This is a genomic window from Bordetella holmesii (genome assembly GCF_020735985.1).
GTDB classification, from domain to species: Bacteria; Pseudomonadota; Gammaproteobacteria; order Burkholderiales; family Burkholderiaceae_B; genus Bordetella; species Bordetella holmesii.
Genome location: NZ_CP085973.1, coordinates 829,727 through 846,022, shown reverse-complemented (window position 1 = coordinate 846,022; position 16,296 = coordinate 829,727). Strand labels below are relative to the sequence as shown.

Here is a 16,296-nt window from a genome sequence, read left to right as displayed (position 1 = left end):
CCTGCCTCATTCGTCCAACGTGGTCAGGCGTTTTTCCAGCGCGCGCATCTGTTCGTAGCCCATGAGCTGCATGATGTCCTCGATACCCACCAGCAGATCGGGACGATCCACGGGCTCACCGGTGGCGATCACTTCCTGCATGACGCCCAGAGCCTGACGCATGCCAAAAATGGCCGCTGCCGGCAGCATGCGCGGCAGGCTGATGCGCTTGACCCCGATTTCTTTCAGGCGCGTGAGCGGAATCAGCGGCGTGGTGGGGCGATTGCGAATGCCAAAGCCCATCTTGATGGTCAATGGCACGCCGGCAGCGTCGACCAGCCGTTTAATGTCGTCTTCCGTTCGTACGGCATCCGGAAAAATCATGTCCGCGCCGGCAGCGGCATAGGCGCGCGCACGACGGATCGCACCTTCGATGCCTTCGACGGCAATCGCATCGGTACGCGCGATGACGACAAAGTCATCATCGCGGCGTGCTTGGCAGGCGGCTTCGATTTTCTTGACCATTTCGGCCTGACTGATCACGTCTTTGCCGGGCATGTGGCCACATCGCTTGGGGCTGACCTGGTCCTCCAGGTTTACGCCCGCCACGCCGGCCTCTTCGAACATCTGTACGGTATGAAAGACGTTGACCGGGTTGCCATAGCCGGTGTCCGCGTCGGCCGTCAACGGGATAGACACCGAGCGCGCCAGATTGCGGCAGTGGGTGACATTCTCGGCCAATCCCATCACGCCGATGTCGGCTATGCCGAGCAAGGCATTGGAGACGGCCGCGCCGCTCGTGCATGCCGTTTTGAACCCCGCTGCCTCGACCAGGCGAATGCTGTAGCCATCGTAGACGCCAGGCGAAACGATGAAGGGTTCGTTCTTCAACAGTTGCCGGAATTTATTGCGCGGATTCATGTCTTGCTGCTCCAGGACTTTCATTCGGCCGCAAGGCTTGCCCGGAAAGTTCGGGTAGCACCTCGGCCAGGTGATCAAAAAGGTGCTGTGCCGCCCGTTCGATGTGAGAACGCATCAGGGATTCGGCCAACTCAGGGTCGCGCGCCTGGATGGCGCGCAAAATCTGCCAATGTTCTGCATAGGCGTCGTCCTTGCGTTCGAGCACCGTGCCCGAATGCCTGCGATAGACGCGCAGCAGGTGATAGAGGTCGCCACACAGGCAATTGATGATGCGGTGGTTGCCACTGGCCCGTACGATGCGCTCATGGAAGTCAAAGACGCGGGGTTGGGGTCCCAGGCCGCGAGCGGCCTGCTGCCGACGATGGCGGTCGTCGTCGAGTTCGACATGCAGTTGCCCGATGGCGTCGTCGCTCATCCTGCGCGTAGCCAGGTTGCAGGCCACGCCCTCGAGCGCCATACGCATCTGAAAAAGTTCTAACGCAGACGTGGCCGATAGCGTCACCACCCGCGCCTTCATATAAGGCTCACGGGATACCAACTGGATACCCTGCAGTCGGCGTACCGCCTCACGCACCGGCCCGCGGCTGACGCCAAACTCCTGCGCCAGCGCCACCTCGTTGATGACACTGCCCGGCGCCAAGCGCCCCTGGTAAATAGCGTCCAGCACCTGGTCGAACACCACGTCGGCCAGGGGGCCGACCGGGTCTTCCGGGAGCGCGAGGACAGCGGCAGAATTGCTCATAGTGTTGACAGGCTATCAAACGAAACCAAAAAGTGTCAACTCTTTTGGAACGCAACCGATACCACGGCTACTATTCCGCCAGTTACAGCATGCAGAAAAACTACGTCATTTACTACATATATACGGGAAAACCCTAGGTATTCAACAAAAACATACCACCAACATTCCGCCGCCGATCGTTGAAACTGTCTCTACTGTCGACAAAGCCAGCCCAATATGCCCCAATAGTGTTGACACTACAGTCAGATCAGCCTTAAGATAATTCCAGCCTGGAATTTCTCTTTCGCCACCATGACTCAAGTCCTAACCAGCGGCGGGCGCCCGCTGCACTATGTTGACTTGGCCGACGCAGCCCACGCGCTCGGCCGTGACCTGCTTGCGCAGCCTTATGTCATTCGCATCCTGCTGGAGAATCTTTATCGCCATCAGAAATGGGGCGATGCCATTTCGGATGCGGAAATCGCGCGCCTGTGGGACTGGCGTGACCATGTCGGCGCCGACCTGGCCCTGCATGTCGCCCGCGTCATCCTGCCCGACTCCAGTGGCCTGCCGGTCCTGCAAGATCTGGCCGCCTTGCGCGACGCCGTCGCACAAGGCGGCTCAGACGCTGCTCGCGTCGACACCCGTATTCCCGTCGACCTCATCGTCGACCACTCGTTGCAAGTGGATCACTGGGGTGATTCCCAGGCAGTCTCGCTCAACCTGAGGCGCGAATTCGAACGCAACGACGAGCGCTACCGCTTTCTGAAATGGGCGCAGCAGGCTTTCCGAGGATTGCGTGTCATTCCTCCGGGCATGGGCATCATTCATCAGATCAATCTGGAATACCTCGCCCCCATCGTGGCTACGCGAGAACGCGACGACGGCTGCTGGGTATATCCCGATTTCGTGATTGGCGGCGACTCGCATACGCCCATGGTCAATGCACTGGGCGTTCTGGGTTGGGGAGTCGGCGGCATTGATGCCGAAGCCGCGCTTCTGGGGCAAGCCTATACGTTCCCTGTGCCAGAGGTCATTGGTGTACGGCTAAAGGGCAGCATCCGCCCGCCAGCCCTGACGACCGATGCCGCCTTGCTCATCACCCAACGGCTGCGCGCGGCCGGCGTCACCGGACGTATGGTGGAGTTTTTCGGCCCCGCCGTCGCTCACCTGAGCATCCCGGAGCGCGCAACGATTGCCAACATGGCCCCCGAGTACGGTGCAACCTGTGGGTTCTTCCCCATCGACGCACAGAGCCTGGACTACGCACGCATGACCGGCCGCCCTCAAGCCCAGGTGCAGCTCATCGAGGACTACGCCAAGGCTAACCATCTATGGCGCGACGACGGCACTGCCGTGCCGCAATACACCCGCATCCTGGAAATCGATCTTTCCGAAGCGGTGCCTAGCATGGCGGGCCCGCGCCGGCCACAGGATCGCATGCCCTGGTCCGAAGTTCCCGAGGACTTCCACCGCAGGCTGACTCTGCCGCTGAATGAGGGCGGCTTCGGCGTTGACGCCGCGCCGACCACAGGCCAGGCGTTGACGCACGGATCCATCGTCCTGGCGGCCATTACCTCCTGCACCAACACCTCCAATCCGGCCGTCATGCTGGCCGCCGGCCTCGTGGCCAAGAAAGCCCTGGCCCTCGGACTGACGCCCCCGGCCTGGCTCAAGCGTTCGCTGGCGCCTGGATCCCGGGCCGTTACCCGCTACCTGCAAGACGCAGGGCTGCTCGAGGCCCTGCAGGCGCAAGGTTTCGAGGTCATCGGCTATGGCTGCACGACCTGTGGCGGCAAGTCCGGGCCGCTGACCGCACAAGCGACCGAAGCCATCAGTCAGCAGGGACTGGTGACGGCTGCGGTGCTGTCGGGCAACCGCAACTTTGAAGGCCGCATTCACAAGCTCGTGCGCGCCAACTATATTGGCTCGCCGGCCATGGTGGTGCTGTTTGCGTTGGCCGGCCGCATCGACATCGACTTCGAGCGCGAGCCGCTTGGAGCGGCGCAAGACGGCCGCCCCGTCTACCTGGCTGACGTGTGGCCCACCCCGCAAGAGATCCAGGCCCTGCTACCCTGCGCGGCCAATCCGGACATCTTTGCCCAGGTCTACGCGCCCGAAAGTCTGGACAGCGCAATCTGGCGTGAGTTGCAGGCGCCTGGCGGATTGCACTTCCCCTGGGATCCGGCATCACTTTACCTGGTGGAACCGCCCTTCTTCAAAGATGGCCCCGACCATCCGTTGCAGGATCTGGCGCGCAGCCTGCAGAACGCCCGCGTGCTGGCGGTCTTCGGCGACTCGCTGACCACCGACCATATTTCACCAAGCGGAGAGATCCCCGCCGATACGCCGGCCGGCCGCTATCTCAGCGACGCAGGCCTGACGCCGCGCGACTTCAATACTTACGTCGCCAGGCGCTGCAACCACCACGTCATGACGCGCGCTACCTTCGGCAACATCCGTATCAAGAATGAACTCGTCCCCGGCACCGAGGGCGGCTTCACGCGGCATTACCCGGAGGGCACGCCCGCCACGATCTTCGACGCCGCGCAGCACTATCGCCGGCAAGGCACGGCTGCCATCGTACTGGGCGCGAAAGACTACGGCATGGGCAGCAGCCGCGACTGGGCGGCCAAGGGCTCGGCGCTGCTGGGTGTACGCGCGGTGATCGCGGAATCGTTCGAGCGCATCCATCGTGCCAACCTGGTGGGCATGGGTGTGCTGCCCCTGGACTTCGAGCCCACAGAGGGCTGGCGCGAACTGGGTCTTCAGGGCAGCGAGCAATTCGCGCTGCACAACATCGAAGCCGGCATCATGCACGGCGAGCCGATAGAAGTCATCGCCCAAGCCCCCGATGGCCAGGTGACCCGTTTTACCGTACGCGCTCAGGTCCTGACCGAAGCCGAGCGTCAACTCATGGCCGCCGGCGGGATTCCCGCCAGTGTGCTGCACAGCTTTTTGAATGAACCGGCCGCCAACCCCGCTTGAGCAGGAAATAACTACCATGCTGGATCTCGTACTTATCAATGCAAGACTGATGCTGCCGGGCCAGGGCCTGACCGAGGGCATCCTTGGCGTGCGCGACGGGCGCATTGTGATGATTGCCGCACCGGGTGATGCCCCTGCCGCGCGCGAAACCATCGACTGCCAAGGTCTGTGGGTCTTGCCAGGCCTGATCGATCCTCACGTGCACTTCGGCTTCGGATCGCCCGAAACCGACTTCGAAACGGAGTCGCGCTTCGCGGCTCTGGGCGGAACGACTTCCGTGCTGTCGTTTCACCGCTCTGCCGATATCCGTGAATCGTTCGATGCCGTGCGAGAGCGCGCACTGGCGCAGAGCTGCGTAGATTTCGGATTTCATTTCGGCATTACCAGCCATCTGCACGTCGATACGCTGAACGACATCTCGCAGCGTTTCGGGGTGTTTTCCTACAAGCTGTACATGATGTACAAAGGTGCCGCCGGCTTGTCCAAGGGCTTTACCGACATTGACGATGGCCTGCTGTACTCCGCGTTGAAGACCACGGCCGCCATCCCCGGGGCCATCATGGGCGTGCACTGCGAGAACGTCGAGGTCATCCCAGTGTTGCGCGATCCGCTTCGCGCCGCAGGTCGTGACGACCTCAAAGCCTGGAATGAACAAAGCCCCGACTTCCTCGAAGCCGAGAACGTGCACCGCGTCTGCTATTTCGCCAACAAGGTCGGCGCGGCCGTCAATATTGTCTACCTGAGCAGCCGCGAGGCTCTGGATGAAGCACGACGCCACCGTCGCACGCCAGGCGCGCCTCCCATCTATGTCGAGACCTGCCCGCACTATCTCTTCCTCAATGACGAGTCGCCAGCTGGCACGTATGCCAAGGTCAACCCGCCTGTGCGCGGACAGGATGACGTGGAAGCCATGTGGGAAGGCGTCATGGATGGATCGATCACCACGATCGGCACCGACCATGTCCCGCGCAAACGCGTCACGAAAGACAAGGACATCTGGGCCGCCACCAATGGTTTTCCCGGCACGGGACTGATGTTGCCCATTCTTCTGCACGAGGGCTATCACCGTCGCGGCGTCCCGCTGGAGACGCTGATGAAGGTCGCCGCCGAGAACAGCGCGCGCATCTACCGCATGCCGTCCAAGGGCAGTATCGATATTGGCAAGGATGCCGATCTGGTCATCGTCGACCCCGACCTGCAACGGGTGGTTGACCCCGCAACCCTGGAATCGAACTCCGACTACTCGCCGTACGAAGGCATGACACTCAAAGGCTGGCCGGTGCGCACGCTGGTGCGCGGACGCACGGTGGCCCTGGACGGCCGCATTACCGATCAGGCGCGCGCCGAACCCGGCGGCCGCTATCTCAACCGCTACTGATTACTTCGCAGGAACCGACATGAGCGAAACCAAAAAACGCATCTGGGACGACTTTCTGACCGATCGCGACAAACAAGTGCTGGCCCAGGCCGGCTATGGCAAACGCGGCGGCTTCGGCAAGCGCCCCGCCCTGTTCATCATCGATGTGCAGTACAACTTCTGCGGCGACACGCCCGAGGACATTCTCGAAGGCCTGAAGCAATATCGCACGCACTGCGGCCGCGAAGCGTGGCAAGCCGTCGAGCACATCGTGCCGCTGCTCGAACTCGCCCGCGAGAAGAATATTCCGGTGTTCTATACCGAAAGCGGCCGGCGTGCCGATCTGCTCGACAGCGGCGTGCAAGTCGGCAAGAATCATCGCGGCGGAGAAAAGACCGTGCTGGCCGACACGCATGCGACGCAAACCGTCGAGGCTCTGGCACCGCGCCCGCAGGACATCCGGATTACCAAGCAGAAACCGTCGTGCTTCTTCGGCACGATATTCATGAGCCATCTCAACTTTCTGGACGTCGATACGCTCATCCTCGTGGGCTGCACGTCTTCAGGCTGCTTGCGTGCCACCACGGTCGATGCCTATTCGTACAATTTCAAGGTCATCATTCCCGAGGAATGCGCCTTCGACCGCTTTCAGTCCAGCCATGCCATGAGTTTGTTCGACCTGAACTGCAAGTACGCCGACGTTATTCCGAGCGTCGAAGTGCAGGATTACCTGCGTGAGCTGCCTGCCCCCAAGGCTGACTGACCTCATGTCCACGGCAACCGCCCTGCCGGTCTATCTGTTGACCGGATTTCTGGGCAGCGGCAAGACCACGCTGCTCTCACGCCTGGTGCACAGCCCTACCTTTCAGGACACCGCCGTGATCATCAACGAGTTTGGCGAAGTCGGCCTGGACCACTTGCTGCTGGGACAGGCCGACGACAACGACGTGGTCCTGCTGGATTCGGGATGCCTGTGCTGCGCCTCCAGCAGTTCGCTGGCCGAGACATTGGAGTCGCTGTATTACCGGCGCCAACGTGAGGAGCTGCCTGCTTTTTCGCGCGTGGTGATAGAGACATCCGGGCTTGCTGACCCCGGCCCGGTAATCAATACGCTGGCCTCGGATACACTCATTGCGCGTCATTACCGTTTCGCCGGCGCGGTAGCGACTCTGGACGCCGTGCATGGGGTGCAATCGGTGCACGACTATCGCGAGGCCGCCACCCAAATCGCCATCGCGGACCGGATCGCGCTGACCAAGACCGATATCGCAGCACCACCGTCCACCGACGCGGCGTATCAACTGTTGCACGAGCGCAACCCCACCGCACGGGTGTTGCCCACCACGCCAGACAACATCGAACAGAGCGCACCGGCGCTGTTCGAGGATCTGCAGGCTGGCCATCTCGATGCTCTCCCCGCCCCCCTCAGCGGACCAGCAACGCCTATTGCGCACGTATTGCGCTACGGCATCGCTTCCTACATTTGGCGGCAGATAGCGCCCATAGGTTGGGAGGCATATGCCCGCTGGGTGCGTCACATGCAGCGTCACCTGGGGGAGCGTGTCCTGCGCGTCAAAGGCTTGCTGCGATGGGCCGACGGTTCGCTGCGCTCAGTGCATGGCGTGCATCACCTGTTCAACGCCCCCGAGCCGTTGACCGGCCTGGCAGCCTCCGCACCTCAGGCCGGGGCGCTGGTTGTCATCGCGCGCGATCTCTCGTCCGAAGAATTGGCCGAGGCCATGACGCAACTGCAATCGAGCACTTGAACTTGCCTTAAAAAAATGTGTATAATTCTTTTCTTCGTTGAATACGAAGCCCTGCGGGAATAGCTCAGTTGGTAGAGCGCAACCTTGCCAAGGTTGAGGTCGCGAGTTCGAGACTCGTTTCCCGCTCCAAATTCAAAAGGGAAGCTTAAGGCATCTAGCCCTTGCTTCCTTTTTTCTTGCAGCAACGTTTTACTGCCGGCGCAATGGCAGAGTGGTTATGCAGCGGATTGCAAATCCGTGTACGTCGGTTCGATTCCGGCTTGCGCCTCCAAATTCAACCCCCCGTTACGGTAGATCCGGACGGGGGTTTTTGTTTGGACGGCCCAGGTTGGCTGCGCACGCATTTGCTTACGCTTACCTACGCCTGGCAGCGCTGTCGCGCGTTGTGCCTTGCTAAGGTGTGCGCTGACTGACAAACACTTGAATGGCATGCATATCTCCACCTTGATGTGGCGCCGGGCGCTGCCTGGCGCGATGATGGCCGCATTGATTGCCGCCTGGGCCACGCCCGCGCTAGCCCATAAACCGCATCACCACCGCGGCGACTATACGCAGTCCTCTTGGGATGGCGCCTGCAAAGTCGAGCGCAAATGGAAACGCAACGGCCAATATAAGGAAAAGCGCAAATGCCGCCCTGCGTACGTCTATCCGCACGCGGTGTATCCGCAACCCGCCTACGGGACGCCGTCCATCGTTATTCAACCTCCGGCCATCGTCATCCGCCCCTGACGGCCTGCCTATAATGGCTTGACCCGACTTTTTGCCGCAATCGCCCCATGGATCAAGCCGTCTTAGACTCACTGCAACGCTGGCCCAATGTCCCTGCCGTCTATGGTTGGCTTTCGTTGGATAAGCGCGGCCGCTGGCGGCTGCATCCTGATCAGGGCGAAGCACAGGCCATCACCAATAAGCAGATCCTGGCTTTCATGGACCGCAACTACAGCGTGGACGACGCAGGATGCTGGTTCTTCCAGAACGGCCCCCAACGGGTGTATGTCGACCTGCTGGGCGCGCCGCTCATCCTGCGGCTCGATGACCGTGCTCAGGGCTTGCGCAGCCACAATGGCCTGGTTATCGGTGCCATAAAACAATGGTGGCTGGACGAGATCGGTCAGTTGTGGGCTGACACGGACCAGGGGCCAGGCCTGGTCGACGATCGGGATTTACAGGGTGTGTTGCAACGGCTCCAATTGGAAGACGGCCGGACACTACTGGACGCCGAGAGTATCCCGCAGGCCCAGCAGGTCCAGGGCCTGGGCAGCCAGGCCGCGCTGACCATGACAGAGCAGTCCGCGCTGGCCTCGGCACTGGGTTTCGTGGCGCGCCCTAGACTCGACGGCCACTGCTGACCAACACAAACTTGCCGTCACCGAGCAGTGCCAGCACCGCCGCCGACAGCGCCAGAAACACCGGGTACTCCCAACCGCCGCCCGGGTTGCCGAAGCCCCAGCCATTATTGACGTGCACTGACGCGGCCACCAGCAACTGCACCGTGGCCACTGCGGCCACCCACCGCGGCACAATCCCGAGAATCAGGAACAATCCACCGACGATCTCGAAAAACGTCACCGGATAGGCCAGCCACCCGGCAAAACCGATCTTGGCAAAAAACTGCGCCGTGCCGGGCAGCGTAAACACCAGCAATTTGGTCAGGCCGTGAGCCAGGTACATCACGCCCAGCATCAGGCGTAACAGGAATGCGGCATAAGGGGCGCTGCGAGGATCAATCATTATTTTCTCCATAGGAACATCGAGTCGCATTCGAGATGCGATGGCCGCATTCTGGCGGTTCCAAATCCGGAGATAAACAGCCAAAATCGCAAATGGTTATTGCCAAACCAGGAACAATATGGACACCTACGGTGCAATGCAGACCTTCGCCAAGGTCGTCGAACTGGGCTCCTTCGCGGCGGCAGCCGACCGGGCCGCGATCGCCCGCTCCGTCGTGACCAGGCAGATCGCCTTTCTGGAAGAGAAATACGGCGTGCGCCTGCTCAATCGCAGTACGCGCAAGCTCAGCCTGACAGACGCGGGCCGGGCCTTCTACGAGCGTGTCCGCCCCCTGCTCAATGAATTGGCCGAATTGGATCTGGCTTTGCAGGCGCAAGGCAGCCAACCCACCGGCCGATTGCGCGTGGCCGCCCCCGTGTCTTTCGGCGCCCGGCATCTCGGGCCCGCCATCGCCGACTACCTGCAACACTACCCCCAGGTGACCATCGACGTAGACCTGAATGATCGGGTCGTCGATCTTATTGAGGACGGCTACGATGTGGCGGTCCGCATCGGACCGCTGACAGACTCCTCACTGGTCGCCCGGCCGCTGGCTCCGCAACCGCTGCATGTCTGCGCCTCGCCGGCCTATCTGGCTCGCTATGGCACGCCGCAACATCCGGAGGACCTGCGCCAGCATCGCTGCCTGCATTACAGCTACGCCAGCGGAGGCAATGACTGGACCTTCGAACAGGACGGACACACCACCGTCTTGCGGATCAACCCAACCATGCGCGCAAACAATGGGGATGTCCTGCGCACCGCGGCGCTGGCCGGCCACGGCATCATCCGGCAACCCGAGTTTCTCGTCGGCGAAGATCTGCGCGCCGGCACGTTGGTCCCCGTTCTTCCGGGCTACGCGCGCGCGCCCATCACCATGATGGCGCTCTATCCTCACCGCCGCCTGCTCTCTCCCAAGGTGCGCTCGTTTGTCGACCATCTTGAATCCCATTTCGGTACGCAAACTTCCGCAGCCGGCAGCGTAAGCAACCGGTAGAATCAAGCCATGACCGCGCTTACCCACTACTTTCCGGCTCCCCGCCGCGCCAATTTCTGCAGCCAATGCGGCTCGCCCGTTCAGCATCGTGTGCCCGACGGCGACAACCGAGAAAGAGACGTCTGTGATCACTGCGGCGCCATCCACTATCAGAATCCGCGCATGGTGGTCGGCACGGTCCCGGTCTGGGAGGGGCGCATTCTGTTATGCCGCCGCGCCGTCGAACCCCGCTACAACACCGGGACACTGCCCGCCGGCTTCATGGAGCTAGGCGAAAGCACAGCCCAGGGCGCCGGGCGCGAAACCTTGGAAGAATCCGGAGCACGCATCCGGTTGGGGCAGCTGTACACCATCATCGATGTCCCCCAGATCGAACAGGTGCATATCTTCTATCTGGCCGATCTGCTGGGCCCCGAGCTCGATCCCGGTCCCGAAAGCCTCGAAGCCCGCTTCTTTGAGGAATCAGACATCCCCTGGGATGACCTGGCCTTCCGTACCGTGGCCACCACGCTTGAGCGCTATCTGCAAGACCGGCGGACAGGCACGTTTCCGACCCATCACTACACGCTCGAATCGCATCGCTCATCTTGAAGCTGCCCTGGCTGCAGGCCGATACCCCGTTTCCGCCGCCGCACACCGCGCTGGATGAGCCCAACGGCCTGCTGGCCGCCGGCGGCATGTTGACGGTCGACCGCTTGCGGCAGGCGTATTCTCAAGGCATCTTCCCTTGGTATTCGCAAGGTGAACCGGTTTTGTGGTGGAGCCCCGATCCGCGCATGGTGCTGGCTTGTGATGACTTCGCCCCCTCGCACTCCTTGCGCAAGAAACTGCGCGGCCTGGCGCGCGCCGAACAAGCAGGAGAGTCGACGCTGAGCGTTCGCGTGGATACGGCCTTTGCCGAGGTCATGGCCGCCTGCGCCGGCGCACGGCAGGGGCAGCCCGGCACCTGGATCACGGCCGAGGTGCAGGCTGCCTATTGTGCCTGGCATGCAGCCGGCCAGGCGCACAGTATCGAAACCTGGCAGGACGGTCGCATGATCGGCGGGCTGTACGGCGTGAGCCTGGGCGGCATGTTCTTCGGCGAATCGATGTTCGCACATGCCACGGATGCCTCCAAGATTGCGCTGGCCTATCTGGTAGGACTGCTCAGGCGCCATGGCGTGACCTGGATCGACTGCCAGCAGCAGACCCGCCATCTGGCCAGCCTCGGTGCACAGCCCATTCCCCGTGCCCGCTTCCTCGATCATGTCGCGCAGGCGACCCAGTTGCCGCCGCCGCCATGGCGAAGAGGCAGGCTGCTTCAAACCGGCGACATTCTGGATCTGCCTGAACAGCGTTAATATGGCCACAGCCGCGCCCCAACCCGCCGGCTGCCGCCCCGGATGAGCCAGCTCAAAGAACTCCCTTTCTCGACGCTACAGTTCTACGCGACCGCGCCTTACCCGTGCAGCTATCTGCCTGGCCATCAGGCACGCTCGCAAGTCGCCGCCCCGGGACACTTGATCAACGCCGGAACCTACTCCCAACTCGTGCAACAGGGCTTCCGGCGCAGCGGCCTGTTTACCTACCGTCCGCATTGCGACAACTGCCGTGCCTGCACCCCGGTACGCGTCAATACGGATCTCTATGCCCCCAATCGTAGTCAGCGTCGAGCCTGGAAAGCCCACCAGGACCTGCGCGCCTTCGTGGCCGAACTGGCCTGGTCGCCCGAGCACTACGACCTCTATACGCGCTACCAGCAAGGCCGCCATCCCGGAGGCGGCATGGACGACGACAGCCGCAGCCAGTATGCCCAGTTCCTGCTGACCTCCCGGGTCAATACGCGCCTGGTCGAGTTCCGCCGCCCCGACGGCGCACTGGCCATGATTTCCATCATCGACGTCCTGGAAAATGGCCTGTCGTCGGTGTATACCTTCTACGATCCCGATGCCGCAGGCAGCCTGGGCACATACAGCATTCTTTGGCAGATAGAGCAGTGCCGCAAACTTGAATTGCCCTGGCTCTACCTGGGCTATTGGATCAAGGACAGCCAGAAAATGGCCTACAAAGCCAGCTTTCAGCCGCAAGAGCTCCATATCGATGGCCAGTGGCGCGCCCCCTGATTCTGCTTGGCTCGAGCGTCGTCTCGCATACAATTGCGCCTCATGTCTATCCTCTTCAATGCCTACCCTCTGGCCCGCCCGGCGCTGTTTGCCATGGATGCGGAAACCGCCCACGAAGTCACGCTCGCCGGGCTGCAACGCGCCTACGATTGCGGTGCAACACGACGCTGGCTCAATGACCAGCCACGGCTGCCTACGACACTGATGGGGATGACGCTGCGTAATCCGGTGGGGCTGGCGGCGGGGTTGGATAAAAATGGCGCTCATATCGACGCGCTGGGCAACCTGGGCTTTGGATTCGTCGAAGTCGGCACGGTCACGCCGCGAGCTCAGCCCGGCAATCCCAAGCCGCGTATGTTCCGCCTGCCGCAGGCCAACGCCCTGATCAACCGCCTGGGCTTCAACAATCAGGGCCTCGATGCCTTCCTGGCCAACGTCCAGCGCAGCCAGTTTCGCAGCGAAGGCGGCATTCTTGGGCTGAACATCGGCAAAAACGCCGATACGCCGATCGAGCGTGCGGCCGACGACTATCTGATCGGTCTGGCTGGCATCTATCCGCATGCCGATTACGTCACGGTAAACATTTCTTCGCCCAACACCAAAAACCTGCGGACACTGCAAGGAGGCGACGAGCTGTCTGAATTGCTGGCCGCGCTGCGCGACAAGCGTATCGAGCTGGCGCAGCAGCACCAGCGCCAGGTTCCGCTGGTGGTAAAAATTGCGCCTGACCTCACACATGAGCAGATCGACGTTATCGCCGATGCACTGTTGGCCCATGGGGTCGACGGGGTCATCGCGACCAACACGACGTTGTCGCGCGATGCCGTGCAGGGCATGGCCCATGCTTCCGAAGCCGGCGGCCTGTCGGGCGCCCCCGTCCATGAACTGTCGCTAGCCGTCATTGCCCGACTGCGCCAGCGTGTCGGCTCGGCGCTAGCCATCATTGGCGTGGGAGGCATCGTTTCCGGACAGCAGGCTCGCGAAAAAATCGCCGCAGGCGCCGATGCCATACAACTGTATACCGGCCTGATTTATCGCGGCCCAGGACTGGTCGGCGAATGCGTAGGCACTCTTAAAAACGCCGGCCCCAAGCGCTAATCCCGATCTTCGCAGCGGATAAAAAAAGGTTCATCGCGGAATAGCGTGGAGCCGTGCTTGATTGCCGTTACGCTTGATCCTTGATTTTTCAAGGATCAAGGCCGGGATCATGCTGGACCGCAAGACGATCGAGAGGTTGGGTGGGTGGGAAGGTTATCGGGTGGAGCGGGTCGTGTGGCCTGAAGGTGAGAGCCGGACGGTCACGATTTACCTGAAGCCTTCAGCGCGAACGATGCACTGCGAGCACTGCGGCAACCGATGTCGGCAGGTGCATGAGACGACCACGCGCCGGGTGCGGGATCTGCCGCTAATGGCGCTGCGAGTGACGCTGGTAGTGCCGCGTCGGCGGGTCTGGTGCGAGCAGTGCGGTGGACCGCATCTGGAGAGGCTGAGCTGGCTGGGCCGTTACCAGCGAGTGACCGACCGGCTGGCCGAGGCGGTCAGCCAGTTGCTTGAGTCCAGCAACATTCTGGCCGTGGCGCGCTTCTTCCAACTGGGTTGGCACACGGTCAAGGCGCTGGACAAGGCCCTGCTGCGACGGGCGATCCAAGAGCCGGACTGGAGCCAGATCCACTACCTAGCGATGGACGAGTTCGCTCTACACAAGGGCCATCGTTATGCCACGGTCGTTGTCGATCCGATCCGCCGTCAGGTGCTATGGATCGGTGATGGCCGCTCGCGCGAGACGGCCAGAGCCTTCTTCGAACAACTGCCAACTGGGGTTGCCCAGCAGATCCGGGCCGTAGCGATCGACATGACGACGGCCTATGAGCTGGAGATCCAGGCCAACTGCCCCAACGCCGAGATCGTCTACGACCTGTTCCACGTCGTGGCCAAGTACGGCCGTGAAGTGATAGACCGGGTGCGTGTAGACCAAGCGAACCAGTTGCGGCACGACAAGCCGGCCCGCCGGGTGATCAAGTCCAGTCGCTGGCTACTGCTGCGCAATTGACCTGCTCCCCGTGATTAGTACGAAATCGATGTAGAGTCCGTTCCCAAAGGAATGGCAATGAAGAAACGATTTACGGAAGAGCAAATCATCGGCGTGCTCAAGGAAGCCGATGCAGGTGCCAAGCCCGCAGAGTTGTGCCGCAAGCACGGAATCTCCGAGGCAACGTACTACAACTGGAAGGCGAAGTTCGGTGGCATGACGGTGTCGGACGCTCAGAGGCTCAAGGAGCTGGAGCAGGAGAACAACAAGCTCAAGAAGCTGTTGGCCGAGTCGATGCTGGACAAGGCGGCGCTTCAGGATCTGCTAAGCCGAAAGTAGTCAGCCCGCAGGCCAAACGCGAGGCGGTCAGGACATTAATGACCGAGCGCAGCATGGGTGTTACCCGGGCCTGTGGGCTGGTAGGAATTTCGCGGTCGCTGTTTGCCTACGAGAGCACACGCTCAGGCGATGCTGCGCTGACCGAGCGCATGAAAGAGATGGCAGTGGCGAAACGACGCTACGGCTATCGGAGGATCCATGTGCTCTTACGTCGCGAAGGCTGGCAAGCAAATCACAAGCGAATCTGGCGGCTGTACAGTCTGGCAGGGTTAAGCGTGCGAAAACGAAAGCGTAAGCGAATCGCGGCGACCGAGCGCGTGGTTCGCCCAGCGGCAATCGCGCCGAATCAGAGTTGGTCAATGGACTTTGTGGCCGACGGCCTAGCCTATGGCCGCCGATTCCGCTGTTTGACTATCGTCGATGACTACACTCGCGAATGCCTGGCCATCGAGGTCGATACGTCGTTGCCGGGACTGCGTGTTGCCATGGTGCTGCAACGGCTGGCGGAGATGCGTGGCCTGCCGCGATCTATTACCGTGGACAACGGGCCAGAGTTCGCCGGAAGAGCCTTGGACGCCTGGGCCTACCAAGCAGGCGTAAAGCTGTCGTTTATTCGGCCGGGTAAGCCGGTGGAGAACGCTTATATCGAAAGTTTCAACGGCAAGTTCCGCGACGAATGCCTTAACGAGCACTGGTTCTTGTCCCTGCGACAGGCTAAAAGCTTGATCGAAAACTGGCGAGTCGAGTACAACACCGATCGGCCTCACAGCGCGCTCGGATATTTAACGCCGGCGCAATTCGTGCAGGCTCATCAGAAAGAAGGTCTTTTACCCCTGGGCTCTATGTCGGTGCCGTACTAAATCTGGGGGCAGGTCACAATCGCAAAAACCTCGATCCGTGCCAATCGGTAAAGTTGGACGAGTTGCTCCAGGCCAACCAGCCCTTGCTCACCGCTTATCTGATGCGCGATGAGCTCAAACAGCTGTGGTTCTACCAACACCCCGGCTACGCCCGCCAGGCATGGGATCACTGGCTGCAACAGGCTCAGGGCAGCGGCATCGCCGCCTTGGCTCACTTCGCGCTCAAGCTAAAAGCCTATCTGCACGGGATTCTGTCTCGCTGTCGCCACCGGCTCAACACCAGCATCGTCGAGGGCATCAACAACACCATCAAAGTCATCAAGCGCCGCGCCTACGGCTACCGCGATCAGGAGTACTTCTTCCTCAAGATCCGGTCTGCATTCCCCGGTATTCCTCGATGAACCAAAAAAAAGGCCACCCGTATCGGGTGGCCTTAATTCCAGCTCTGCTCTGTCACTCAACATTAC

15 protein-coding genes, 2 tRNA genes and 2 pseudogenes are annotated in these 16,296 nt (G+C 61.5%); 16 read left to right on the top strand and 3 right to left on the bottom strand.

The genetic code is table 11. From position 1 onward, the window contains the following. Positions 1 to 6 precede the first annotated feature (6 nt). Positions 7 to 900 (bottom strand): isocitrate lyase/PEP mutase family protein, encoded by an 894-nt coding sequence (locus LK440_RS03945; RefSeq protein WP_005015122.1) that lies wholly within the window; start codon positions 898 to 900, stop codon positions 7 to 9. Beyond that, positions 884 to 1,642, bottom strand: a complete 759-nt coding sequence (locus LK440_RS03940; RefSeq protein WP_005015124.1) for a GntR family transcriptional regulator — start codon at positions 1,640 to 1,642, stop codon at positions 884 to 886. Before LK440_RS03940 ends, LK440_RS03945 begins: the two co-directional genes overlap by 17 nt. A gap of 291 nt (positions 1,643 to 1,933) precedes the next feature. Between LK440_RS03940 and acnA the strand changes: the two genes are divergently transcribed. The 8 genes from acnA (at position 1,934) to LK440_RS03900 (ending at position 9,081) form a co-directional block, all read left to right on the top strand. Beyond that, positions 1,934 to 4,609, top strand: coding sequence for an aconitate hydratase AcnA (gene acnA / locus LK440_RS03935; RefSeq protein WP_005015127.1), 2,676 nt, complete (start codon positions 1,934 to 1,936; stop codon positions 4,607 to 4,609). Positions 4,610 to 4,625: 16 nt separating this feature from the next. Then, positions 4,626 to 5,987 (top strand): dihydroorotase, encoded by a 1,362-nt coding sequence (locus tag LK440_RS03930; RefSeq protein WP_005015129.1) that lies wholly within the window; start codon positions 4,626 to 4,628, stop codon positions 5,985 to 5,987. Between the two features lie 19 nt (positions 5,988 to 6,006). Then, a complete protein-coding gene (locus tag LK440_RS03925; RefSeq protein ID WP_005015132.1) occupies positions 6,007 to 6,729 on the top strand; it encodes an isochorismatase family protein in 723 nt (240 codons plus the stop codon). 4 nt (positions 6,730 to 6,733) lie between these two features. After that, positions 6,734 to 7,732, top strand: coding sequence for a CobW family GTP-binding protein (locus LK440_RS03920; RefSeq protein WP_005015134.1), 999 nt, complete (start codon positions 6,734 to 6,736; stop codon positions 7,730 to 7,732). Between the two features lie 53 nt (positions 7,733 to 7,785). Continuing rightward, a tRNA-Gly gene (locus tag LK440_RS03915) sits at positions 7,786 to 7,861 on the top strand. Between the two features lie 68 nt (positions 7,862 to 7,929). Next, positions 7,930 to 8,003: transfer RNA gene (locus LK440_RS03910), tRNA-Cys, on the top strand. Positions 8,004 to 8,161: 158 nt separating this feature from the next. Beyond that, a complete protein-coding gene (locus LK440_RS03905) occupies positions 8,162 to 8,461 on the top strand; it encodes a hypothetical protein (RefSeq protein WP_017685616.1) in 300 nt (99 codons plus the stop codon). Between the two features lie 47 nt (positions 8,462 to 8,508). Beyond that, the gene (locus LK440_RS03900) at positions 8,509 to 9,081 is read left to right on the top strand and encodes a DUF2946 family protein (RefSeq protein ID WP_005015138.1); all 573 of its coding nucleotides are present in this window, start codon (positions 8,509 to 8,511) and stop codon (positions 9,079 to 9,081) included. On the opposite strand, the gene LK440_RS03895 is transcribed toward LK440_RS03900, so the two are convergent. After that, on the bottom strand, positions 9,059 to 9,463 hold the full coding sequence (locus LK440_RS03895) for a DoxX family protein (RefSeq protein ID WP_005015140.1): 405 nt from the start codon (positions 9,461 to 9,463) through the stop codon (positions 9,059 to 9,061). The two genes, LK440_RS03900 and LK440_RS03895, sit on opposite strands and share 23 nt — an antisense overlap. A gap of 118 nt (positions 9,464 to 9,581) precedes the next feature. Between LK440_RS03895 and LK440_RS03890 the strand changes: the two genes are divergently transcribed. The 8 genes and pseudogenes from LK440_RS03890 to LK440_RS03855 form a co-directional block, all read left to right on the top strand. Continuing rightward, complete coding sequence (locus LK440_RS03890; RefSeq protein ID WP_005015142.1) at positions 9,582 to 10,499, top strand: LysR family transcriptional regulator; 918 nt, start codon at positions 9,582 to 9,584, stop codon at positions 10,497 to 10,499. Positions 10,500 to 10,508: 9 nt separating this feature from the next. Continuing rightward, positions 10,509 to 11,090 (top strand): NUDIX hydrolase, encoded by a 582-nt coding sequence (locus LK440_RS03885; protein ID WP_005015144.1) that lies wholly within the window; start codon positions 10,509 to 10,511, stop codon positions 11,088 to 11,090. Next, the gene (gene aat, locus LK440_RS03880; protein WP_005015146.1) at positions 11,087 to 11,839 is read left to right on the top strand and encodes a leucyl/phenylalanyl-tRNA--protein transferase; all 753 of its coding nucleotides are present in this window, start codon (positions 11,087 to 11,089) and stop codon (positions 11,837 to 11,839) included. The genes LK440_RS03885 and aat overlap by 4 nt, the downstream gene beginning before the upstream one ends. Before the next feature lie 42 nt (positions 11,840 to 11,881). Further along, on the top strand, positions 11,882 to 12,601 hold the full coding sequence (locus LK440_RS03875) for an arginyltransferase (RefSeq protein WP_005015148.1): 720 nt from the start codon (positions 11,882 to 11,884) through the stop codon (positions 12,599 to 12,601). A gap of 42 nt (positions 12,602 to 12,643) precedes the next feature. Continuing rightward, on the top strand, positions 12,644 to 13,699 hold the full coding sequence (locus LK440_RS03870) for a quinone-dependent dihydroorotate dehydrogenase (RefSeq protein WP_005015150.1): 1,056 nt from the start codon (positions 12,644 to 12,646) through the stop codon (positions 13,697 to 13,699). 109 nt (positions 13,700 to 13,808) lie between these two features. Further along, positions 13,809 to 14,648: pseudogene (locus tag LK440_RS03865) on the top strand (ISL3 family transposase); the annotation flags it as partial. A gap of 60 nt (positions 14,649 to 14,708) precedes the next feature. Beyond that, a protein-coding gene (locus LK440_RS03860; protein WP_101557886.1) for an IS3 family transposase occupies positions 14,709 to 15,829 on the top strand; the annotation gives its coding sequence in 2 pieces (ribosomal slippage) (positions 14,709 to 14,961 and positions 14,961 to 15,829; 1,122 coding nt in all). 17 nt (positions 15,830 to 15,846) lie between these two features. After that, positions 15,847 to 16,230, top strand: a pseudogene (locus LK440_RS03855) (transposase); the annotation flags it as partial. Positions 16,231 to 16,296 lie beyond the last annotated feature (66 nt).